Below are 22,097 nucleotides of genomic sequence, written 5' to 3'. Positions count from 1 at the left end.
CGAGTGCCCGGTCACAACGGTCGTGCCGGAAAACTCCTGCAAGACGACGGCGTTCGAGCTATTGTCGATATATGCGACGTCGAATTTCGGAGTACCCCCGAAATTGCGGGGATCACAGGCGACCGTGGGGCGCATTCCCGAGGAACCCGTTGTCGAGACTTTGATCGGGAAACCGCTCACTTGGGTACCGTCGACCATGTCGATCACAGTAGCCCAAACCTCCTCGGTTACTCCGATCGCCGTATTCGTCTTGGATGACCACACGATATAGAGGTGATAGACGTCGCAAGCAATATCGAACTCGTCTCGCGAGTCTGCCTCCGTGTTGTCAATTGTATGGTTTAGCGGTGTAGGAACGGCATGATCTTGAACAGTTGCATTTGGATAGGAATAGATTCCGTTCTTGACAATCTGGCGAGTTGACACAGGTACCGGCAGAGTAGCAACGGTAATATCGACTTCTGGGGAGTGTCCACCTCCGGCCGTGCGTATGTCGCTGAGCCCCTGCACAATGAAGCTCAAATTATCGCTGGCTGGCCAGACATACCGAACCGCACCATTAAGGTTGGCCGTTGCCTTCGGACTTCCCAAAGTACCCGAGAACGAACCGCCACTCACGACTCCGGGCGGCTGGCAATCGGGAGCGCCGCTGGAGGCATTCCATGCAGGTTTTGCCAACGTATTGCCGAGCAAGAACCATCCGCTTTGACCATTCGTGAAACTTCCCGCGGGGCTCGCATTCCAATCGTGCCCCGAGATGTTCGCATTGCTGCCAACATTCGTCGTCATCGTCCATTGTCCGTAGCCGTTGGCTGCGAGACAGTTCATCGTCAAATTGACTCGTGGGTCAGTCGACGTATTAAATGCTGCATCGTCATCAACCTCGTACTGCACGGTATTCTGGTACTCGGTTGGTGTTGATGTGTATGACCACGGCTGTGCAGCCGTGGTTGCCGGCCGCAGGGACATTGCAAAGAGTGCGCCAATGAGATGCAAGAACATCGCTCGGCTTAACTTGTGTGTGTGTGTTGCGGCCTCGGTACATTACGAGTCACAACACGGCTCTGTGTTGAATTCATAGGATCCATTACTTGATTCCTTATTGAGTTGATAGAATTAGCTTTTTCCTGACCTGATAGAGTAGCGGCATTCGGCAAATGTCGGACAATATCGTAGGCTTTGCAAATATATGAAGATTTTTCATAGTATGCAATAGCAATAGACTTCTAATTTATAAGAAATATAGGTGCCCATAAGATTAATTTTCTAAAATGAGGAGTTAGCATATTGCTAAAGAGGACCTAATTCTGCAGATTTGTGGGATGATATTCCGCATGCTTCAATCTCGTGGCAATCCTGAAGGGATTCTTCCCCTTCGCTCTGCTCAGGGTCAGAATGACAGGCTTGATGATGGTATCATGGCTATTGGAACGTCGGCTAACGGCCGGCTTTTTTGTTGGTTCGAAGTTCGCGGGGGGTAGGCGGGTTCGGATGATAATTATGGGATTTACGGACCATACCTTGCTTTCGACGGTTTGTGGAAAGCGGCCGGACCAACGCGGCGCGGAGATGCTGTATCAAATGCGTGGCGTCACCGTATTTTGCAGAATGAAGAATTTCCTGCTATCGCTGTTGCTCGTGGTTGCGTCGGTCGTCTCGGCTGCGGCGCAATCGAAGATCTTGATCCCGATGGACCTCGAGCAGAACGACCACCTCAAGGCCTACGGCATCACGTTCTGGGCGCTGACGAAAGGGATGGAAGTCGATTGGCTGCTCAACTACCGGGGCGGCTCGTTCATGGCTGACTATTCCGATGTGCTTGCCGCCGAGTGTCGTATTCGCGGCGTGTCGTTCCAACAGATCGACGGCGCAAGCGCCAAGAGCATTCTCGACCTCGTGCAATCGCCAGATAAAAACATGGACGTCGAGCGGCTCGAGAAAGCGCCGAAGATCGCTGTCTATGTTCCGCCGGGCTTCCAACCGTGGGACGATGCCGTGACGCTCGCGCTCGATTACGCCGAAGTGCCGTATGATAAAGTGTGGGACGATGAAGTGCAATCGGGCAAGCTCGCGAAGTACGATTGGCTGCATTTACATCACGAGGACTTCACCGGGCAGTACGGCAAGTTCTATAGCACCGCGCGTAACGAAGCGTGGTATCAGTCACAGGTCCGGATGCTCGAGGCCGAAGCGAAGAAACTGGGCTTCTCGAAAGTGAGTGACTTGAAAAAGGCGACGGTCCGCAAGATCAAGGAGTTCGTCGGTAACGGCGGCTATCTCTTCGCGATGTGTTCGGCGACCGATAGTTACGACATTGCGCTTGCGGCAGATAAGACCGACATCTGCGATCAGGTCTTCGACGGTGACCCCATCGACCCGGATTACGAATCGAAGCTCGACTTCAAGAACACGTTGGCATTCGAGAACTTCAAGATCGAAACGAATCCGTACATCTACGAATACTCGTCGATCGATGTACAGCAAGCCGAGATCGGTTCGCAGGACAACGACTACTTTACCCTCTTCGATTTTTCAGCGAAGTTCGATCCCGTACCGACGATGCTCACGCAAGATCATGTGAACGTCGTTCGAGGCTTCATGGGACAAACAACGATGTTCCACAAGCAATACATCAAGAAGACGGTAACGATCCTCGGCGAGCGCGAGGGGACCGATCAGGTGCGGTACTTATACTCGAACTTCGGTCGCGGGTTCTTCGCATTCTATGGCGGGCACGATCCGGAAGATTATCAGCATCTCGTCGGCGACCCCCCGACCGATCTGAAGCTGCACAAAAACAGCCCGGGCTACCGGCTAATCCTCAACAACATTCTTTTCCCCGCTGCGAAGAAGAAGAAGCTAAAGACCTAAGGCTAAGCGGCCATCGCGGTCGCGAAGGCGTCGTATGTGCGGTCGGACTTCAGGCAGATTACGACACGCTGGACGTTCTTGAGGGTTGCAGCCGTTTCGCGGATGGCGCCGACAATCGTCGCGGCACATTCCGGAAGCGGATAGTGAAAGAAGCCCGCGCCGATCGCAGGCAGTGTGACCGATCGCAGCGAGCGTTCGTCGGCAAGCTTCAGTGCGGATGTGACTGCCGAGCGAAGCTTGTTCGTTTCGTCACCTTCACCATACATCGGCCCGACAGCATGAATCACATACTTTGCTTTGAGGTTGCCACCGCTCGTGATCACTGCCGAACCGACCGGGCAGAAGCCGATCTCGTTGCACTCGCGCTGGATCTGTTCACCGCCGAGTTCGCGCAATGCACCGGCCACGCCGGCGCCGAGATTCAAATACTCATTCGCGGCATTGACAACCGCGTCGGTATCCGAAAGGGCAATGTTGCCTTTGCGGAGTTCGAGTGTAACAGAGCCGATGGTCTGGGTGGCGCTCATTGGAATACGATCAACGTGAACGAATGCTTTATTGTACGACCCCTTGCAACCACAGCACCAGAACAATAATGCCGAACGCAACGCGCCAGACACCGAACATGATGAAGTCGTGCTTGCGAACATACCCGATCAACCAGCGTACGACGGCCAGCGCCACAATGAACGACACGACAAAGCCGATGCCAAGCGTAGCATACATATCCGACGAAAGCAGCGCCCGGTACTTGTAGAGTTCATACCCACTGGCCGCGATCATCACGGGGAAGCTCAGGAGAAAACTAAACTCGGTTGCCGCCTCGCGTGTCAAGCCGCCCATCATGCCGCCGATGATCGTCGCACCGGAGCGCGAGACACCCGGGATGAGCGATAGGAGCTGCGCGAACCCGACAACGAGCGCGTCCTTCGTCGACATCGACTTCATGTCCGTTTTCTGGCGGTGCACGCTGATGAAGCTTTCGACATAGAGGATGATCAAACCGCCAATGATCAGGCTGAGCGCAACCGTCATCGGTGACCAGAGGTAGGTCTTGATCACAGAATGGAGCAGAAACCCTACGATCGCGACCGGAATGAACCCGACGACCAAATGTGTGCGCAGCCGACCCGGGCCCGAGGTTGCGTTCTTCGCATTGAGTGCATTCCACAGTTTTGCTCGGTACAAGAACCCGATGGCGAGGATCGCCCCGAGTTGGATCACGACCTCGAAGAGCTCCGCTTTGTCAGGGTCGCCAATGGCTTCCTTGAACTTCAGAAAATGGTCGGCAATAATCAAATGTCCGGTCGAAGAGACTGGGATGAACTCGGTGAGTCCTTCGACGATGCCCATGATCGTCGAGAGCAGCCACAAGGGTAATGCCATTAGTCCAAATAGGATATAATATACAAAGTTACGAAGTGTAGTCGCTTTCGGTTCGCGCTTCGCAATAATTGCCTGTGTGGGCCGTCTATCCTGTTGCCCGACGCACTGACACCGAAGTTGGGGCCGCACAACCTTTCGCCGTGTTTGGGCGTTACAGGCGGGCTAAAATCTCACTATCGGCTCAATAGGCCGGTTAGAACGACATGAATTCTTCTCGTACGACGACGATCGGCATCATGCTGATCCTGCTTGTCTTTTTCGGCTGGATGATCTTTAATCAGCCGAAGCGGCCCCCGCAGCCCGCAAAGCCTGCGGTGACTCAGCAGACTCCGGCCCAGACTGCGCCGGCTGCGGCGACAATGGCTGCCGCACCGAGCGGCAGCCATTCGACACTTTTTCCCGTCGATAGCGGCACCACGGCGGCAAGCAAGCATGTCGAGACTCCGCTCGTGAGCGCTGTGATCTCCTCGCATGGCGGCAACATCGTTAGCTGGGTGCTCAAGAACTACAAAACGTGGGAGCATAAGCCACTGGAATTGGTCGATCAGTCGATCCGTAGCGGAGATGTCAACCTTTCGTTTGTCGCCGGCGACGGCAAAAAGGTCTCGACGAAGGACTTGCCGTTCGTCGTCGAGGATAAGTCCGACAAGACGCTCGGCGAGAAAGACTCTGCGACGATCCGTTTGGTCGCTCGTATCGATTCCGCCGCTTCGATTGAAAAAGAATTTACGTTTCATGGCGATAAGTACGAAGTAACGATCCGCTACCGCATTCTCGGCATGCAGTCGAAGATTAGCGGATATCGCTATGTACTTTCGGTCGATAATCCGGTGCCGTATAACGAATCGCGGCCGGATGACGAGTCAGCCGCAGCGAAAGCGTTCATTGTCAGTAAGTCCGGCAGTGAAGAGATCGATGCGAACAAGAACAACGATCCACAGCACAAGGCAGTCAACGGCGATGTGGATTATGTCGCCGCACGTACGAAATATTTCCTTGCCGCGATGATTCCGCAGTCGCCGCGCCCGCTCAACTCGGAAGTGAGCGGCAACTCCTACCCGCTCGGCGAGAACGGACGTGTGGAGCGGTATGCAATGACTGTTTCGACGGCGATCTCGACGCCGGTGAAGGATTCGTTGACGGTCGATTACTATCTCGGGCCGCTCGAATACAACCGTATTTCGACGATGGTACCCCCACTCGATAACACGATGGATTTCGGGTGGCGCTTCTTGGTACGTCCGATCAGTATCTATGTGCTGTTCCCGTTTATCATGATGCTGCACAGCTTCATCTCGAACTGGGGCATCGTGATCATCTTATTCTCGATCGTCATCAAGCTTGTGACGATGCCGTTCACGCGCAGCCAAATGGCGGCGATGCGTAAGATGCAAGCCCTGCAGCCGATGCTCACGGAGCTCCGCGAGAAGCACAAAGCCGATCAGCAAAAGCAGCAGGAAGAGACGTTCAAGCTCTATCGCACCTACGGCGTTAACCCCGCGGGCGGATGCTTGCCGATGCTCCTGCAAATGCCGATCCTCTTCGCACTCTATGCCGTGTTGCGAAACGTGATCGAGCTGCGTCAGGCGCCGTTCTTCGGTTGGATCACCGATCTTTCGCTTCCGGATGCACTCATCAAGTTCGGGACGCATGTACCGATTCTCGGCGACCAGCTTTCGGGTCTGACGCTCTTGATGGCTGCCACAATGCTGATCCAGTCTGCATTGCAGACGACCGATCCTCGCCAGAAGGCGATGGCATACATCATGCCGCTCTTCTTCACGGTGCTGTTCAATAATTTGCCGTCGGGTGTTGCGTTGTACTACTTCATGTTCAACCTGTTCGGTATTGCACAGCAGCTCTACAACAAGAATTTCTTGCCGCCGCTCGATCTCGAGAAGCTGAAAGAAGAAGCCAAAGGCAAGAAGGGCTTCATGGCAAGGATGCAGGAAATGGAAGCGACGGCTCGTCAGCAGCGACAGACACAGATGGCTGGCAAGGGCCAAGCTCCTGGACGGAAGAAAAAGTAGATCACAGTATCCTGTCAATCGTGTATTCAAAGGCGCCCGTTTGGCGCCTTTTTTTATGTGCTTCAAACGGCCACGTTCAAAAGTCGGCTGCCATTCGGGCTCCTACGAAGACACCCTCTTTACGACACGATTGTTTGCATCGCTTCGGCCAAATGACGCTCGCAGCCTTACATGATACGATCGTGGCGATCTCGACGCCGCTCGGCACGAGCGCGCTGGCCTCGTTGCGTCTGAGCGGACCCGAGGCGATTGCCATCGCCGCTCGGTGTACCGACACGCCCAAGAAGCTCTTGACGACCATCGGCGGAATGTCGATCTATACGAACGTCGTCGATGCGGACGGTGCGCATATTGACGATGTCATTGTCACCGTCTGGCGAGCACCGCGTTCGTACACCGGCGAGGATATCGTCGAGTTTCATACACACGGTTCACCTGTGATTGTCGATGCCATTCAACGCCTCTGTGTTGCAAGCGGGGCGCGGCTTGCAGAGGCGGGCGAGTTTTCGCGTCGCGCGTTTATGAACGGCAAACTCGGTCTCGAAGCACTGGAGCGGACGATCATGCGGCTTGATGCTTCGAGCGAAGGATCGCTCGGCAAGATCGAGACACTGCTCTCGGCAAAGTTCAACCGGCTGCGAGCAATCTACGATGCGATCATCTCGTTGCTTGCACAAGTGAATGCCGAGATCGATTTCGGCGAGTCGGACCATGTCGATACTACCGGTTTCTCACACGATCTCGATCGTATCTGCGCAGAATTCGACGACTTCATCGCGCGAGCAGCGAACGTGCAAGCGAATAAAGGATACTTCTCGGTTGCACTGACCGGCCTGCCGAATGTGGGCAAGAGCAGTATCTTTAATGCATTGCTGCGCTACGAGCGGAGCATCGTCAGCGACACCCCCGGCACGACGCGCGATTATGTCGAAGCCTTTGTCGTATTCGAAGGGTTTAGAGTCAAGATCATCGATACGGCGGGACTTCGCGACGCTACGGACACGATCGAGTCGAAGGGGATCTCGCTCGGTAGTGCCATTGCAGAAGAAGCTGATATTGTGTTGCGCATTACCGATCCCGAACGACGTGCTACGCATGCAACTCGCGGGGAGATCCTCGTACACAATAAATGTGATCTGGATGGGTACACGGACGGAATCGCATTCTCCGCAACAACAGGGCAGGGATTAGATCGACTCGTTGGGTTCATCAAAGAACAAGTGATGACCCTCGATGCAGAACGTACTGGGTATCAGATCGCCGATACGGAAAAAGAGCTTATTCAGTCCATCACCGCAATACTTGATAAGTCATTGTTAAACAATGAATTATCAATCGTCGCCGAAGAGCTTCGAATTGCTGCAGATCGCGTTGCTTCGCTTTTAGGGCTGAATATATCGGAAGATAGCTTGCAATACATATTTAATAAAATGTGCATTGGTAAATAGCTATTAATATGCCATATGTAAATAAAGGACATATAAACTTAATATTAAACCATTAAATCGCGTTCGTTAGGTTTCCACGTGGAACAACTCTTCGCAAATATCATAATAGTGGGTGGCGGTCATGCCGGAATAGAGGCTGCCGCCGCTGCGTATAGGATGGGGCTCAAGGTCCGGCTCCTGTCGTTGCATGCGAGTAGGGTTGGTGAGCTTTCGTGTAATCCGGCGATCGGCGGCACAGCGAAAGGCCAGGTCGTGAAGGAGATCGATGCGCTTGGTGGATTAATGGGGGAGATCGCAGACGAAGCGGGACTCCATTTTCGGATGCTCAATCGGTCTAAGGGTCCTGCAATTTGGTCGCCCAGAGCACAAGTCTCGAGAAGCCAATATCCATTGATCGCCCAGAGGAAATTGCGGGAGCTCGACCCAGGAATAATAGTTGAGGCAAACGTACAAAAGATCTGGATCGAAGAAGGGCGAGTTGCTGGGGTTGTGCTTTCTGATGGTAGCAAACTTCGCTCCCAAGCGGTGGTTGTCTGTGCCGGTACCTTCCTTAATGGGGTCATGCATACCGGTTTGCTCCAGACTTCGGGCGGGCGATTCGGCGAGGCGCCAACATCGCTTCGCACTGAGCCTGAAGGAGCGCTCTCGCTTGTTTCCTACAGGCTGAAGACCGGTACACCACCCCGAATATCTCTGTCGAGCATCGACCGTTCCGGCCTTGAAGTTCAGCCAGGTGATGACGATGCCCGTCCGTTCTCTACACGTACAACCACCGGTGTTACGAATTCTATTGAATGCTACGTAACATATACATCTGAGGTGACCCATGCAGAGCTTGAAAAAGGCTTTGCAGAGTCCCCGATGTTCACCGGCAGAATACAAGGCAAAGGACCCAGGTATTGTCCTTCTATAGAAGACAAGATCAGCCGCTTCCGTGATAAGACCCAGCATCACCTCTTCCTTGAGCCGGAAGAAGCCGATGGTGATGTCGTGTATGTCAACGGGTTCTCAACGAGTCTGCCCGAAGAAGTACAGCTCAAAGCACTGCGAACTGTACCAGGGCTTGAGAATGTGGTTATGCTCCGCCCAGGCTATGCGGTCGAGTATGACTATTTCCCCGCGTACCAGTTATATCATACCCTCGAAAGCAAGCACGTTAATGGGCTCTACTTCGCCGGACAAGTGAATGGGACCTCCGGTTATGAAGAAGCAGGAGCTCAGGGACTTGTTGCAGGTGTGAATGCCGCTGCCAAGATTAAGGGTATGCCCGAGTTTTCGGTTGGTAGAGATGAGGCATATATTGGGGTGCTTGTCGATGACCTTATTAATAAGATCCAGGAAGAACCGTACCGGCTGTTCACAGCGAGTGCCGAGCATCGCCTAATCCTTCGGCAGGATAATGCCGAGTTTCGGCTATCGAAGAAAGCGCTTGAGTACGGGTTGATCTCCTCGGAGCAATATCGCAGGGTGCAGGAAAAAGAACAAGCAGTTCGGAACCTCATTGCATGGTCTGAACGGCAGAAAGTCCCTTCACCCTCTGCAGCAGGAATGAGACAGAGTGTGAAATCTCTGGTTATTTCTACTGGGAAGTCCGTTTCAGAATTTTTCGATGGTTCCACCGGTGCAACCCCGGAGATCGTCGAACTGGCAAATATCGAGATCAAGTACGAGGGGTATATTCGCCAGCACCGCAATCAGATCGAGCGCCTTCGTTCGAGTGAAGAGAAGCGGATCCCGAACGGCTTCTCATTCCATGCACTCCGAGCACTTAGCACTGAAGCTCGCGAGGTGATGGAAAAAGTTCGACCTGAGACAGTCGGTCAAGCCTCGAGGCTTCCGGGTGTAGCGCCAACGGACATTGCGATTTTGGTCGGGGCGCTTCGATAATTTCCACGTGGAATGCTATAGCAATAATAACAAGTTTATTACTGATTTATGACAGAACTATTCGACGAATTGCAGAATCTGGCGACGGAGCAGCGGAATCAACGTTCGATGGAGCTTGATTCGATGAATACCCGTCAGATCCTCGAGCTCATCAATGACGAGGATGCAAAAGTGGCGGGCATCGTTCGGGGCGAGATCGTGCAAATAGAGCGTGTCGTGAATAAACTCGTGGAAATTCTGGGCAACGGTGGCCGATTGTTTTATGTCGGCGCAGGCACGAGCGGTCGGATGGGTGTGATCGATGCTGCGGAATGTCCTCCGACGTTCGGAACAAGCCCTGCACAGATCCAGGCGATCATCGCCGGAGGGAAAGAGGCAGTGTTTCGTTCGCAAGAAGGCGCAGAAGACGACGCAGCGAAGGGTGGACTTGAAGTCGCATTGCAACGGTGTACGGATCGAGACATGGTCATCGGCATCGCTGCGAGTAAGCGTACCCCGTTTGTCCTCGGAGCCCTGAAGAAGGCCTCGGAACTGGGTTCTGCGGCTGTGCTTGTGACGACGAATCCTCGTGAGACGGTCGATACAAGCTATCTCTTCGAAGCGATCTGTCCGGTCGTTGGACCTGAGGTTCTGATGGGTTCGACACGCATGAAATCCGCTGTTGCGCAGAAGATGATCTTGACAATGATCACTACCACGACGATGGTGCGACTCGGGAAGGCATACGAGAACATGATGGTGGACCTTCAACTGACGAATCAGAAATTGGTCGAGCGGGCAAAGCGCATCATTATGATCGCAACCGGTGTCGAATACGAGCGCGCATCCGAATTGCTCAAGCAAAGCGGCAATCACGTCAAAAGTGCGATCGTCATGCAGAAGTGTGACGTCAGCGCCGACGAAGCGAAGCGCTTGGTCAGGGACTCGGGCGGTTTTGTGCGCGATGCGATTAATCATGCCTAAAAGCCATTGATTTATAACATGTTACAAGATCACGTGTAAATTCGTGTGTATTTGTTTTGAGTATATTGGTTCTCCTGGAGAAGAAATCCACAAAAGAGCCTAATCCATCGTGCAACTTTGACTAAGGCACCGTGTTAGTCCTCTAAGGGGGTATCCCCGATTTACGACGGCCATCACGATCACGATGATGCCAGAAGCAACCCAAACAATGGAGCGGCGGATACGGGGCGGTTCGAACGATGCGGACCAAGCCTTCGAGATCGCATTGCTTCGCGAGTTTCGCGAAGGCAAGCGCGAGGCCTTTACGCAATTATATTTGCGGTATCGTCAGCGCGTATTTGCGTATTGTCTGAGAATGCTCGGCTCGAGTGTCGAAGCGGAAGATATGTTCCAAGAGGTCTTCATTCGTGTATGGCAGCGCTCGTACCAGTTCACGGAAGAAAAAAGCGTCTCGGGCTGGATCTTTACGATCGCACATAACTTGTGTCTCAATCGCATCCGTGACCGCAAGGTGCTCGATCGGTTGGACGATCACACGAACCTGACGGTTGAGCATGTTGAGCTTGGCGAAAACTGGGGTGAGCGCATCCAGTTGGCACTCGAACAGGTGCCGCCAGAAAATCGTGAGCCGTTCGTCTTGTTCGAATATCAAGGGCTTTCATATCAGGAGATCGCAAACGTCATGAAGTTGAGTGTGGCCGCGATCAAGAGCAGAATATATCGTGCGCGCGAAGAATTGCGCCGCATCCTCGAGCCATATTATCGGGATGAGATATAAGCATAGGAGTGGAAGAAGCAATGGAAATGGATAACATCACAATCAAACTGCAGGAATTTCTCGACGGGAGTTTGCCGGGCGAGGAAGAAGCAGAGTTGTTGCACCGGCTATCGGTCTCGCCGGAGCGACGCGATCTGCTTCGCAGTTACATGAAGCAGCAGGCGGTGTTTGCCAACGACCGTGCCGCGATCGCGGTACCGTACGAGGCCGAACAAAAGTTGTGGGCTGCGCTTGCCGCAATGCCGTCCGCCACAGCGCCGTTCGTTTCCGAAGTGGCTACCTCGACAGCCACGGTTGCTGCAAGTTCTATCTTTTTGAAAGTCGCGTCCGTCGCTCTGGTATCGATCGTGATCGGGTTTGCTACCGGGTACTTCATCGGCAACCGTCCGTCGGCCGATTCGAATCTCGTTGCCGTCGTTCCGAATTCTATTCCCACGAACCAACCTGTATCCACAGTTGGTACAACATCGAACCGCCACAGTTCTGATGTTGCAGGTACTTCCAATGTACTCATCGGTCGTGTCAGTTCACGCGCTCATGCAACTGCATCGACACGCCAATTCCCCGAAGCGCCCCTAAGCGACCGTATCGACATGCCCGCTGCGTCATTTGTCGATATTGCCGATCATGATGTTGCTGCCGATGCATCGGGTATCGCTTCGATCCCATCGGCAATGGCGTTCGTGCCGGGCGCATCGTTCGTCCGCGATCCGAATTCGTCATCCGCAAACCGTCCGAGCATCGGCGACCTCAACGGCGATACGCATAAACGCGGGCCGCGCTTCACTGACTTTCTCGAACTCTCGGTCCATGAAGGGATTGGAAAGCAATTCCCGAACTCCGGGGCAACGAATGTTTCGATCCCGATCGTCACGAATACGGATGTGACCATGAAATTCATGATCGCGCATTCGTTCTGGGTAGGTGCAGGTATCGGGCTTGCGAATATTACACAGAAGAATCTGTACGAAGCACCGATTGCACCGAATTCGACGACCCATCAGATCTATTGGAATTACGAACATCGTAATACTGCATGGTTCGGATTGTTGGCAGAGTTCCGTGAGCCGATCTCCGAACACTTCACTATTGCTGCTAACGGCGGGGTTGCGGCCTCGAGCCTCGGTCCGATCTTCAGCGCAGAAGCAGGCATCCGGTATGCGGCTACCGAAAGTGTCGGTGCGCTTGCAGGCCTGAGACTCACTCGTGCCACGAGTAATGTACAGGCACAGCACGACCGACTCACCAGCCCGGGCGGCGGCACCCCCGGACTCAGCGACACACCTGGTTCGACCGACGATCCGGCAATGATCAACCTCGAACTCTCGACTGGAATCTATTTCCAATTCTAAGGTTTTAGTGCTATAGTAAGCATCCCATACGATGCTCGGTATGTGGCTACTGAGGCAGAAAGGAGAAATGGTACGAATATGAAATTGATCGCCATTGCAGCTCTGGCAGCAGTGCTTGCAAGTTGCTCTGCACCTTCCGGCCCAGGCCTCGGCACGACCGCTCCTGCTGACCAATACTTTTATCCTCCGACGAACGGTCTGCGCTATGTCTATACCCAGGACGATGCACAGACGCCTTCGGTGTCCGACACATCGATGTATCAGGTCGTTGTTGGAACGACATACAATGGTTATGCGAAGCTCGTCGTTAACCCCGATTCTTCCGCGACCGGTGCCGTGCTGTACTATTATAAAGTGGACGAATCGCAAGCAGGCGTGAAGTGTATCCTCTCGACGAATGGGTCGGATAAGGGGATCGTCGCTTTGGAAGGAAATCTTCAGGTCGGTTCTTCGTGGAAAGCCGACGATGCCGGGACGCTTACTGCAACTGTAGTCGGACGGTACGCAGATTATTATCTCCCGGGTCGCAGACAAGTGTATCATGATGCTGTAGCAGTCAAGTATGTCGATGCAACCGTCGGTGACAGTACCTACATCCTTCGTATCTTTGCTCGCGAGTTCGGGCTCATCTTGGAACAGACGATCACCAACCAGTTAACCGAACTCTCGAACCTCCAACTGATCGATCGGTACGAAACTGCCAAATCGCCCGGTGCGCCGGTCGATCAAGGCCATTGGTACGACTTCCGGGGGAAATACTCTGTCAGTATGAATCCAGATGACCCTAACTTCAAATAGATAGTAAGTCAAACGAGGCGGTTCACACCGCCTCGTTTGTTTTTGAGGTGTCACATCGGTATGCTCCGAGACGTTAGTCAGGTACATGCACCGATCCACCCCCTCGTGAGTTTGCCACGCGGTGCAGGAATAAACTCGCGCAAATGCGAGTTCATATTCTCGTTCAGTCATTGATCATACAGAACATATAAAGACGACCATGCGACGTATTTCCTCATATTATATCATTCTTTCATTCCTGTTCGCAGCGCTCGGCGCGAATGCGCAAGTACCGCGTCAAATCAGCTATCAGGGATTTCTCGCGGATAACACAGGGAAGCCGGTTGCTGACGGACAACATACCATCACGGTATCAATGTACAACGCTCCGACCGGTGGAACGGCGCTCTACTCCGAAACAACGTCTGCATCGACGAAGAACGGTGTATATAGTATTATCATCGGCGCGACAACACCGATCCCAGCATCGGTTACGTTTAGCACGCAGTATTGGCTGGGGGTGTCGGTCGATGGCACACCCGAGCTCACTCCTCGGACGGCACTTGTGACCGTTCCGTACGCACTCCATGCCGTCTATGCCGATTCTGCAGCAAAAGGAAGTGGCGGAGGAAGCGGCAGCGCAGGTGTTTCGAGCATTAACGGAATGAGCGGCGATATCACACTCGTTAGCGGTGGTTCGACGACAATTAACAAAGATCCAGCCACCAAGAAGATCACGATCAGCTCTATTGGCGGATCGGGCGGTACGGGTATCGGTGGAGTTCAAAACGGAGATGGCACATTGACGATCACGAACGCAACCGGGCCGGTTGCTACGATCAATATGACCTCCGGCAGCATCGACTCCGGCAAACTCGCACCGGGTGCGGTATCGAATACCCGGATTCAGAACGGCGCGGTGACTGCAAATAAGCTCGCACAAGGGGTCATCCCGACAGAATTGCCTCCGACCGGACCGGCAGGCGGCGATCTCAATGGGTTCTACCCGAATCCGAATGTCGTAAAAATTCAGAATTATAACGTGAGTGCGAACGTACCGCAAAATAATCAGGTGCTTGCCTGGGATGCGGCAAATAGCACGTGGAAACCGGCGACCTTCCAGATCACACTGCCACTCGTGGCTACCGATAACTCGAACTCGGCATCGGTCGATATCACGAACTCTTCCGGTGCAATCGCATTGAAAGGGACCGGAGGGACCGGCGTATCGGGAGCGGGTAATAGCTCTGGGTATGGAGTATATGGGATTTCGGGCAACGCAGGCCCGAGCCCGAGTCCGAATGCAGGTATCGGTGTGTTCGGGACGACTGACGCTTCTACCGGTGTTGCCGGCACATCGAGCGCAGGTGATGGTGTGCAAGGTATATCGTCTCTTTCAGGTGGAACAGGCGTACACGGTATCGCTAATAACGGTGCGGGTGCATTTGGCGTGGTGGGTGAAAGTTCGAGTGGTGCAGGGGTCAAGGCATCGTATACCGGTAATACAAACGGCTCCGTCGCACTTACAGTGGATAATGGATACATCAAAGCGACCGGGACGACGCGCACCGCGTATGTGCATGCGGTCACACAAGCAAACATCAACGGAAACACACCGTGGAGCACGTTCCTGAATTACCCCGGTATGGCGCTGACCGATATTGTGATCGTTACTCATGTATTATCGGGTAACGCTCTCAAAAAGAATCTTGGCGGCGGCGCATTTGACGGGATTGCATACGGTGTGACCTGGAACGGTACTAATAATCGATGGGAGATCTTCCTCGAGGATCAGCAAACAAACATGCCCGTCGGCGAACGATTCAATGTGCTTGTGATTAAGTAGTCTATACCATAGACGAGAGGATATAAACAGACGCGCTATATTGCGCGTCTGTTCTTTTTAAAATAAAGAGCCCCGCAGGATACAGTGCGGGGCTTGTGACGATAATGGATGTTGATGGCTGTTAGGCACACTATCGGTAGGCAGAGCAGCCTCTGCTTCTATGCCTGCGGCGCTGACAGGAGCGTCATCGCCGCAGGATAGACTCTGGGTCCCGGGTTACTTCGGTGCGACCACTACGGCTGTTCCGTAGCAGAGCACTTCTGCAATACCGGCTGCGATTTCGGTTGCGTCATATCGCAATCCGACGATCGCATTCGCACCGAGTCGCTCGGCATGTTCGAGCAACAGTGCATACGACTCCTCGCGTGCTTGTTCGCAAAGATTCGTGTAGATCGTGATGTTACCGCCGAACAGTGTCTGGATACCGGCGGCCATGTTCCCGAATACCGAGCGCGAGCGCACGACAATGCCGCGTACGATACCGAGATTCTTCGTTACCGTATATCCCGGTAGGTCGAAGGTGGTTGAGGTCATTGAATGAGCGATCATTCTCAGTTCGATTCGTGAAAATAGAAACGTTAGTCCATGATCTTGCGAAGGAACGTCGGACGATCGTCACGTTCGCGGGTGTGATTGACCCCGCCACCACCACTACCGGCCATGACGGTCTCGGGTGCATGTTCGCGTTCGAGTGCTTCGATCTCTTCCTGCTCGTCTACCGACGGAATATTGATGCCGCGGCGCAAATAAGCCGGCGTATCGTATTCCTTGAGATCGCGTGGTCCGCTGGGGACATGCGATGTCTCGTTCATCGGCGAAAGTCGAATGCTCGATGCACGAAACGCACCGGCAGAGAGACGATCGAATGCACTTGCATCCTCCTGACGCTCGGTGAGCGTCCCGCGACTCATGCGTTCCACTTTCGGGAGCTGAACGTCCTCTTCATAGTGCGTCGAAGGTTCTGAGCGCTCGCGTTGCGGTGGTTGTTGTGCGATGATTTTCTTGCGGACTTCGTACTCGTCCATCGACATCGGCGGTGTCATGCGAACGACCGACGGCTTCGACTTCTGCGCGAAGACCTCTTCGGCGGGAGCATACGGCACCGCAGGCTTCTCATCTACCGACAGACCGGTGAACGTCGGCTTGTTGTTGAAACCAGTTGCGATGACGGTGACCATGATCTCGTCGTCCATGGTCTCGTCGAGCACAGCGCCGAAGATGATGTTCGCGTCGTCGCCGGCGGAATCGTGGATGATCTGTGTCGCTTCGCTGACCTCAAGGAGTGTCATCGAACGACCGCCGGTGATATTCACAAGTACGCCTTGTGCACCCTGGATCGACACACCTTCGAGCAGCGGCGAACTGATTGCGCTTTCGGCTGCGACGGCTGCGCGGTGTGCGCCGCTGGCGACACCCGCACCCATGATCGCATCGCCCATGTCGGTCATGACAGTGCGAACGTCGGCAAAGTCGACGTTGATATGACCGTGACGCGTGATGAGTTCGCTAATACCGCGAGTTGCGTTATAGAGCACTTGATTTGCAATCTCGAATCCGTCGAGCAAAGACGTGCCTTCGGTCACGAGTGCCAATAGCTTTTGATTCGGGATGACGATGAGCGTATCGACATTTTTTCGAAGTTCCTGAATGCCGTCCTCGGCTTGATTGAGGCGGCGCTTACCTTCGAAGAAGAACGGACGCGTCACGATACCGACGACCAAGGCGCCGTTCTCTTTGGCGATCTGTGCAACTCGAGCTGCGCCTCCGGTGCCGGTGCCGCCACCCATACCCGCGGTGACGAACACCATGTCGCTTCCGCGCAGCATCTCGGCGATTTCTTCGCGGTCTTCGTCAACGGCACGACGCCCGATGTCAGGGTTCGCACCTGCACCGAGGCCGCGTGTGAGGTTGCGGCCGATTTGTAATTTTAATGCGGCAGCCGATGCCTGCAATGCCTGCATGTCCGTGTTGAACACGCAGAATTCCACGCCGACGAGTCCGCGGTCGATCATGGCATTGACGGCGTTCGAGCCGCCACCACCGATGCCGACGACCTTAATCCTGGCACCGTACTCTTCTCTGGTATCGAGTTCGATCATTGTTGTATCCTCCGAATCAAATAATCTGTGTTGCTATTCTGTCACAAAATGGATAGTGTCATTCCGCAAAGCGAAGATGCCTCTTCGGATTGCCGCGATCACAGGTGTTCGAACCAGCCTTTCATGCGGTTGAGCACCGAGGTTTTCTGTTTAGGTTCATCGTCGAAATATTCTTCACTGTGCTCGACGACGGGCGTTTGTTCTTCTTCGATGAAGGTCATGTTCGATGTGGCGACACCTGCATGGAACGCGTAGAGCACGAGGCCGACGGCTGTCGCATAAACCGGCGATTCGATCTCTTTGACGAGTCCGGCGCCAAAGCTCATCGGCATACCGATCTTGACATCCATATCGAAGATGGCCTCGGCAAGTTCGCGTGTTGAGTTGATCATCGAGCCACCGCCCGTGAGCACGACACCGGCGCCGAGGTTGCGCGCAAAGCCCGAGCGCTTGATCTCATTGTACGAGAACTCGAGGATCTCTTCCATGCGCGGCTGGATGATACGTGCGAGCAGCGAGCGCTGGATCTGACGCGGCTTGCGGCCGGCAATACCCGGAAGCTGGATGATCTCGTCGCGTACGATGTGCGAGACGACGGCGCAGCCGTATTCGCGCTTGAGGCGTTCTGCCTGATCGCCGAGAATGTTTAGGCCCTTGCGAATGTCATCGGTGACTTTCTGGCCCGCAATACCGACGACAGCGCTGTGACGGATCGTTTTCTCTTCGAAGACAGCGATGTCGGTCGTGCCACCGCCGATATCGACGAGCGCAACGCCGGCTTCCTTTTCCTTCTCGTCGAGCACTGCATAGCTCGATGCGAGCGGTTCGAGAACAATGTCGTTGACACGCAGCCCGGCGCGTTCGACACAGTTATAGATATTCTGCACGGCCGTCACCAGGCCGTTGATCACATGTACAGTGGACTCGAGCCGCACGCCCGAGACACCGACCGGCTCTTCGTAAAAGCCGTCTTGACCATCCACAATAAACTCCTGCGGGATCACATGCAAGATCTTGCGGTCGCTCGGCAGATGAATGCGGCGAACGTCCTCGAGCAACCGAGCAATGTCCTCTGGGCGGATCTGACGATCTTGATTCGAGATGGTCACCACGCCGCGCGATTGGAACGACTGGATATGGTCCCCTGCAATGCCCACGACCACCTCGCGGATCTTCACGCCGGACTGCGCTTCGGCTTCGGCGACGGCTCGCTCGATCGACTTGACGGTCTTTTCGATGTTCGTTACGACGCCTCGCGAGAGGCCGTCGGCAGGCACCGAGCCCACACCGAGGACCGTCATGGAATGCGGTTCGTGCAGCGAGATCGCAGCGACGATCGCGCAGACTTTCGTCGTGCCGATATCGAGGCCGACAATAATGCGGCTTGGTTCGAGTCCTGCGGGCACGCCGATCATCGGTGCGGACGAGAGCGGCGACGCCTTCTGTGACGGATAGTGTTCGTTGTACTCCATTATCGTACTGCAGTAGTTGGTGACGTGGTGGATAACGATCGTTGTATCGCCGAGTCGGGACGCACTGTGCGCGCCGAATCGGCCGCAGGCGTCGCGTTCTTGGCAAGCGATGCGCCGTAGCCCTTATGGCGGACGATGATCTGTCCGTTAAAGCGGGCATCGACATAGAGCGTGCTGCGCGACCAGATCTCGGCGCGAAGCTTCTGCTTCCAGAGCGTGGCGAGTAAATGTAACTGATGATCGAACAGACGTTCGTTCTCGGCTTTCTGAGCGGACGGATCGGTCTCGCGTTCGAGCGTTGTCGTGAAGCGAACGTCCGATGGCGAGCCGATAAAGATCGGCGTCGATGCGACGGAGGTGTACATCACATATGCTCCGGTTGGCGTGCGCCGAAGTTCGCCAAGCGCCTCGCGAAGCGAGCTGTCGCCCATTGTAACAATCTGACGGACGATGTGCGACATCTCGATGATGGCAGCAGTATCTTTTTCGTTGACACCGCCGAGCACAGGCACGGCGAGCAGCTTGTTCGGGTCCATTAATCCCGAGAGTCGCTTCGGTAGAAAGAAGCGGTAGTCGTTATCGACGAGTACGGGTTCGCCGCTCGACGAACGAATCATCGCAAGCGGCATGCGTTCGTTAACGCGAATGACGATCGTGTTCGGATGTGTCTCGCGTCGAATCGAAACATCGCGGACAAATCCATGCTTTGCGATACGCTGCTCGATCGTGCGTAGATCGATATCATAAAACTTTTGCGACTTATCGATCGAAGCCAGTAACAGCACCTCACTCGTCATGAGCTGACGATTACCCTCGACACGGATTGCCTGCAGCCCCTCGGCGGATTGGAATTCGCGCGCGAAAAACACGATCCCGCCCAGCAGCAGTACCGCCGCGAGCAAGATATACGGCACATAGCGCGAGCTTTTCCAGCTCTTCGGCTCGTCGTCCTCTTCGGCTACGAACTCCGCGCCGAGCTCCGCCTGCTCGAGTTCGTCGAGCGGCTTCGCTTCATGCAGCGGTGCGTAGCCTTTGGGCTCTTCGCCAGATTTGCGTATATGCAGTTGCACGCGTTCTTCCAAGAGTGAAGTGCGCGCAGCCGTTCGCCGCCCGGCGTTCGTTGAAAAATGAGATTCAGAGTTGATGCGCCGCTAAACCTATAAAAGCGGCTCGATCGGGTTGCTCAAAAATCCTATGAGCTGTACTTCGGGTTCGAGGACAATACCCGTGCGCTCAAAGACGGTCTTGCGTTCGAGGTTCATGATGGCGATGACGTCTTGCGCCGTTGCACCACCGAGGTTCGTAATGAAATTCGCATGCTTGGGCGAGATCTGCGCTCCGCCGATCTGCGTCCCCTTGAGTCCGGCTTCTTCGATCAGTTGTGCACTGAAGTGCGGCTTCGGGTTCTTGAACACAGAACCGCAGTTCGGCAGGTTCACGGGTTGCACGTCGTTGCGGTGCATCAGGTGTTTGAGCTTGATCTCTCGAAGCTCGGCCGCATTGCCGGCCTGAAGTGCGAAGCGGGCTTGCACTACAATATCGCCTGGTTCAAAGCCACTGTGGCGATATCGGAAGTGACACTCTTCTTTGGTGAGCGTAAGCGTCTGGTCTGCTCGGACGATGGTCACATCGAGCAAATGATCGCTCGTCTCGCCGCCGTAGCATCCGGCGTTCATCCAGACCGCTCCGCCGATCGTCGCCGGGATGCCTGCGAGCATCTCGACACCAGCAAGGTTGTTGCGGATCGCGAAGTCGACGAATGTCGCCATTCGAACACCTGCGCCCGCCGTGATGATGTTGCCTTCGATGCTCAGTTTAGAAAATCCTGTTTCCAGATTCATCACGACGCCGGCGATACCCTCGTCGCTGATCAGGACGTTCGAGCCGTTGCCGAGAATGAAGAACGGTAGCGAATGTGTGGCCGCAAACGCACGGGTGTGGACAACATCCTCCGGCGTTGCCGGCTCTACAAAGAGTTGGGCGTTACCGCCGATGCGAAATGTCGTGAATGGTGCGAGCGGGACGTTCTCGCGGACCGAGCCAGAGATCTGAGCAGCTAGTTCGTCTGCGATGCTCACTCTGTTACAGCAGTCGGTTCTGGTGCGACCTCAGCAGGCACCTCTGCAACGGCAGTAGGTGCCTCAGTTGGAATGGTATGCTGACGCGCCGGTTGCTTGCGGCCTTTCGGCTCATTCTGGTTCGGCTCCTTATAGCCGATGCCGTAGATCCAACCTTCGAGCTGCACTTCGTCGCTTGCGTAGAAGGTGTCGCGATAATCACGGAGCGGACGGAGCGTCTTGATCTCTCTGCGCTCGGATGATAGCAAACCCAGGAGCGAGATGCAGGCTTCACGAGCTTTCTCGTGCGCGTACACCTGATCACGAACTTCTTTCGAAACGTAGAGGGCGTTATCCTCAGCCGCATCGAAGTAGGCGCGCAGGTCGGACGGTTTGATCTTGAACCGGTCTTCGAAGAGCTTCGGGAATACCTCGACGATCGTTACGTCAGCGGGCTTTTGGAACGGCCAGATCGCGACTTCGGGCTTTGCCTCGCGCACCTGCTCGAGCATCGAAATCGCAACGAGCGTCGTGCGGCCACGGGCATTCGCCGATGTGAATTCGTATCGGCGTGTCAGGCGGTTATACTGGATGCCGAGCGTCGAAGCGACGGCATCGGGAAAATCTCTGCGTAAAATTCTATCAGGTCGGCGGAAGCGCTCGACCATCGTACGAAGCTCGTGTGCTTCGAGCTGACGGCGGCGCCGGCCGTCATTGCGTGGCGGAGCATTTCGCGTGAAGCGGGCAAATGCCTCGTCCGGCGTCTCGGTCTTTGTCTCACGATACACACCCATGAGGTCGATCCACTTGCGAATGCCGTCGTCGGTGTTCTTCTTGAGGTCTTCGCGGATACGCTTCGTTAGTGCAGCATGATCGGCTACGACGCCGCTTGCTTTCAGGTGCTCCAAGAATCCCTTCGGAAAACTGAGCGGGGTATCGATGCCGATAACTGCCTTATCGAGGGCCGCAATGCGCTCGACGACCTCTCGGCGGGTCCGGATGCGGTCGCAGACGGTGATATTGGTCCAATCGCCGTCTACATCGGCCTCGCACCAGAACATTTCGTCAAGCGGTTCGCGCGAAGCATCGAAACCGATCGTAATAAACTTCTTATTGGGCTTTACCATGTAC

18 protein-coding genes are annotated in these 22,097 nt (G+C 54.6%); 9 read left to right on the top strand and 9 right to left on the bottom strand.

Annotated features, from left to right (window positions below; all coding sequences use genetic code 11):
- A partial coding sequence (locus tag JSS75_12385; protein ID MBS1904497.1) for a hypothetical protein occupies nt 1-1,002 on the bottom strand: 1,002 nt, incomplete at its 3' end.
- Between the two features lie 606 nt (nt 1,003-1,608).
- Between JSS75_12385 and JSS75_12380 the strand changes: the two genes are divergently transcribed.
- Nucleotides 1,609-2,871, top strand: coding sequence for an asparagine synthetase B (locus JSS75_12380; GenBank protein MBS1904496.1), 1,263 nt, complete (start codon nt 1,609-1,611; stop codon nt 2,869-2,871).
- 2 nt (nt 2,872-2,873) lie between these two features.
- Here the strand turns inward: JSS75_12380 and JSS75_12375 are convergent, their stop codons facing one another.
- Nucleotides 2,874-3,398 (bottom strand): macro domain-containing protein, encoded by a 525-nt coding sequence (locus JSS75_12375; protein MBS1904495.1) that lies wholly within the window; start codon nt 3,396-3,398, stop codon nt 2,874-2,876.
- Between the two features lie 28 nt (nt 3,399-3,426).
- Nucleotides 3,427-4,257, bottom strand: coding sequence for an undecaprenyl-diphosphate phosphatase (locus tag JSS75_12370; protein ID MBS1904494.1), 831 nt, complete (start codon nt 4,255-4,257; stop codon nt 3,427-3,429).
- 203 nt (nt 4,258-4,460) lie between these two features.
- On the opposite strand from JSS75_12370, the gene yidC reads away from it, so the two are divergent.
- The 8 genes from yidC to JSS75_12330 all read left to right on the top strand — a co-directional run bounded on the left by yidC (nt 4,461) and on the right by JSS75_12330 (nt 15,338).
- Nucleotides 4,461-6,287 carry a membrane protein insertase YidC gene (gene yidC, locus JSS75_12365; protein MBS1904493.1) on the top strand — a complete coding sequence of 609 codons (1,827 nt, stop codon included), beginning with the start codon at nt 4,461-4,463 and terminating at the stop codon, nt 6,285-6,287.
- A gap of 152 nt (nt 6,288-6,439) precedes the next feature.
- Nucleotides 6,440-7,735 carry a tRNA uridine-5-carboxymethylaminomethyl(34) synthesis GTPase MnmE gene (mnmE, locus tag JSS75_12360; GenBank protein ID MBS1904492.1) on the top strand — a complete coding sequence of 432 codons (1,296 nt, stop codon included), beginning with the start codon at nt 6,440-6,442 and terminating at the stop codon, nt 7,733-7,735.
- A gap of 78 nt (nt 7,736-7,813) precedes the next feature.
- Nucleotides 7,814-9,622 (top strand): tRNA uridine-5-carboxymethylaminomethyl(34) synthesis enzyme MnmG, encoded by a 1,809-nt coding sequence (gene mnmG / locus JSS75_12355; protein ID MBS1904491.1) that lies wholly within the window; start codon nt 7,814-7,816, stop codon nt 9,620-9,622.
- 48 nt (nt 9,623-9,670) lie between these two features.
- Nucleotides 9,671-10,585 carry an N-acetylmuramic acid 6-phosphate etherase gene (gene murQ, locus JSS75_12350; protein MBS1904490.1) on the top strand — a complete coding sequence of 305 codons (915 nt, stop codon included), beginning with the start codon at nt 9,671-9,673 and terminating at the stop codon, nt 10,583-10,585.
- Between the two features lie 187 nt (nt 10,586-10,772).
- Nucleotides 10,773-11,363, top strand: a complete 591-nt coding sequence (locus JSS75_12345) for an RNA polymerase sigma factor (protein MBS1904489.1) — start codon at nt 10,773-10,775, stop codon at nt 11,361-11,363.
- A gap of 26 nt (nt 11,364-11,389) precedes the next feature.
- Entirely contained in the window at nt 11,390-12,715 is a 1,326-nt protein-coding gene (locus JSS75_12340) for a hypothetical protein (protein ID MBS1904488.1), read from the top strand.
- Nucleotides 12,716-12,793: 78 nt separating this feature from the next.
- Nucleotides 12,794-13,513, top strand: a complete 720-nt coding sequence (locus JSS75_12335; protein ID MBS1904487.1) for a hypothetical protein — start codon at nt 12,794-12,796, stop codon at nt 13,511-13,513.
- 199 nt (nt 13,514-13,712) lie between these two features.
- Nucleotides 13,713-15,338: a hypothetical protein gene (locus JSS75_12330; GenBank protein ID MBS1904486.1), complete on the top strand. Its 1,626-nt coding sequence runs from the start codon at nt 13,713-13,715 to the stop codon at nt 15,336-15,338.
- Nucleotides 15,339-15,554: 216 nt separating this feature from the next.
- On the opposite strand, the gene JSS75_12325 is transcribed toward JSS75_12330, so the two are convergent.
- From JSS75_12325 to JSS75_12300, 6 genes are all read right to left on the bottom strand, one after another.
- Nucleotides 15,555-15,887 carry a YbjQ family protein gene (locus JSS75_12325; GenBank protein ID MBS1904485.1) on the bottom strand — a complete coding sequence of 111 codons (333 nt, stop codon included), beginning with the start codon at nt 15,885-15,887 and terminating at the stop codon, nt 15,555-15,557.
- Between the two features lie 29 nt (nt 15,888-15,916).
- Nucleotides 15,917-17,437 carry a cell division protein FtsZ gene (gene ftsZ / locus JSS75_12320; protein MBS1904484.1) on the bottom strand — a complete coding sequence of 507 codons (1,521 nt, stop codon included), beginning with the start codon at nt 17,435-17,437 and terminating at the stop codon, nt 15,917-15,919.
- Between the two features lie 98 nt (nt 17,438-17,535).
- Complete coding sequence (ftsA, locus tag JSS75_12315; GenBank protein ID MBS1904483.1) at nt 17,536-18,852, bottom strand: cell division protein FtsA; 1,317 nt, start codon at nt 18,850-18,852, stop codon at nt 17,536-17,538.
- A 56-nt stretch (nt 18,853-18,908) separates the two neighbouring features.
- Entirely contained in the window at nt 18,909-19,979 is a 1,071-nt protein-coding gene (locus JSS75_12310; protein MBS1904482.1) for an FtsQ-type POTRA domain-containing protein, read from the bottom strand.
- A gap of 87 nt (nt 19,980-20,066) precedes the next feature.
- Nucleotides 20,067-20,987 (bottom strand): UDP-N-acetylmuramate dehydrogenase, encoded by a 921-nt coding sequence (gene murB, locus JSS75_12305; GenBank protein MBS1904481.1) that lies wholly within the window; start codon nt 20,985-20,987, stop codon nt 20,067-20,069.
- The gene (locus JSS75_12300) at nt 20,984-22,093 is read right to left on the bottom strand and encodes a hypothetical protein (GenBank protein MBS1904480.1); all 1,110 of its coding nucleotides are present in this window, start codon (nt 22,091-22,093) and stop codon (nt 20,984-20,986) included. The genes murB and JSS75_12300 overlap by 4 nt, the downstream gene beginning before the upstream one ends.
- Between the last annotated feature and the right edge of the window lie 4 nt (nt 22,094-22,097).

It is taken from the genome of Bacteroidota bacterium (genome assembly GCA_018266755.1).
Lineage (GTDB): Bacteria > Bacteroidota > Ignavibacteria > Palsa-1295 > Palsa-1295 > JAFDZW01.
This window is presented reverse-complemented; position numbering and strand designations above follow the sequence as displayed.

Coding starts and splice junctions, on each gene's coding strand:
- JSS75_12340 (MBS1904488.1), top strand. CDS start 11,390: ATGGATAACATCACAATCAAACTGCAGGAATTTCTCGACGGGAGTTTG.
- JSS75_12325 (MBS1904485.1), bottom strand. CDS start 15,887: ATGATCGCTCATTCAATGACCTCAACCACCTTCGACCTACCGGGATAT.
- murQ (MBS1904490.1), top strand. CDS start 9,671: ATGACAGAACTATTCGACGAATTGCAGAATCTGGCGACGGAGCAGCGG.
- JSS75_12375 (MBS1904495.1), bottom strand. CDS start 3,398: ATGAGCGCCACCCAGACCATCGGCTCTGTTACACTCGAACTCCGCAAA.
- JSS75_12370 (MBS1904494.1), bottom strand. CDS start 4,257: ATGGCATTACCCTTGTGGCTGCTCTCGACGATCATGGGCATCGTCGAA.
- mnmE (MBS1904492.1), top strand. CDS start 6,440: ATGACGCTCGCAGCCTTACATGATACGATCGTGGCGATCTCGACGCCG.
- JSS75_12335 (MBS1904487.1), top strand. CDS start 12,794: ATGAAATTGATCGCCATTGCAGCTCTGGCAGCAGTGCTTGCAAGTTGC.
- JSS75_12330 (MBS1904486.1), top strand. CDS start 13,713: ATGCGACGTATTTCCTCATATTATATCATTCTTTCATTCCTGTTCGCA.
- JSS75_12345 (MBS1904489.1), top strand. CDS start 10,773: ATGCCAGAAGCAACCCAAACAATGGAGCGGCGGATACGGGGCGGTTCG.
- JSS75_12300 (MBS1904480.1), bottom strand. CDS start 22,093: ATGGTAAAGCCCAATAAGAAGTTTATTACGATCGGTTTCGATGCTTCG.
- yidC (MBS1904493.1), top strand. CDS start 4,461: ATGAATTCTTCTCGTACGACGACGATCGGCATCATGCTGATCCTGCTT.
- ftsZ (MBS1904484.1), bottom strand. CDS start 17,437: ATGATCGAACTCGATACCAGAGAAGAGTACGGTGCCAGGATTAAGGTC.
- JSS75_12380 (MBS1904496.1), top strand. CDS start 1,609: ATGAAGAATTTCCTGCTATCGCTGTTGCTCGTGGTTGCGTCGGTCGTC.
- ftsA (MBS1904483.1), bottom strand. CDS start 18,852: ATGATCGGCGTGCCCGCAGGACTCGAACCAAGCCGCATTATTGTCGGC.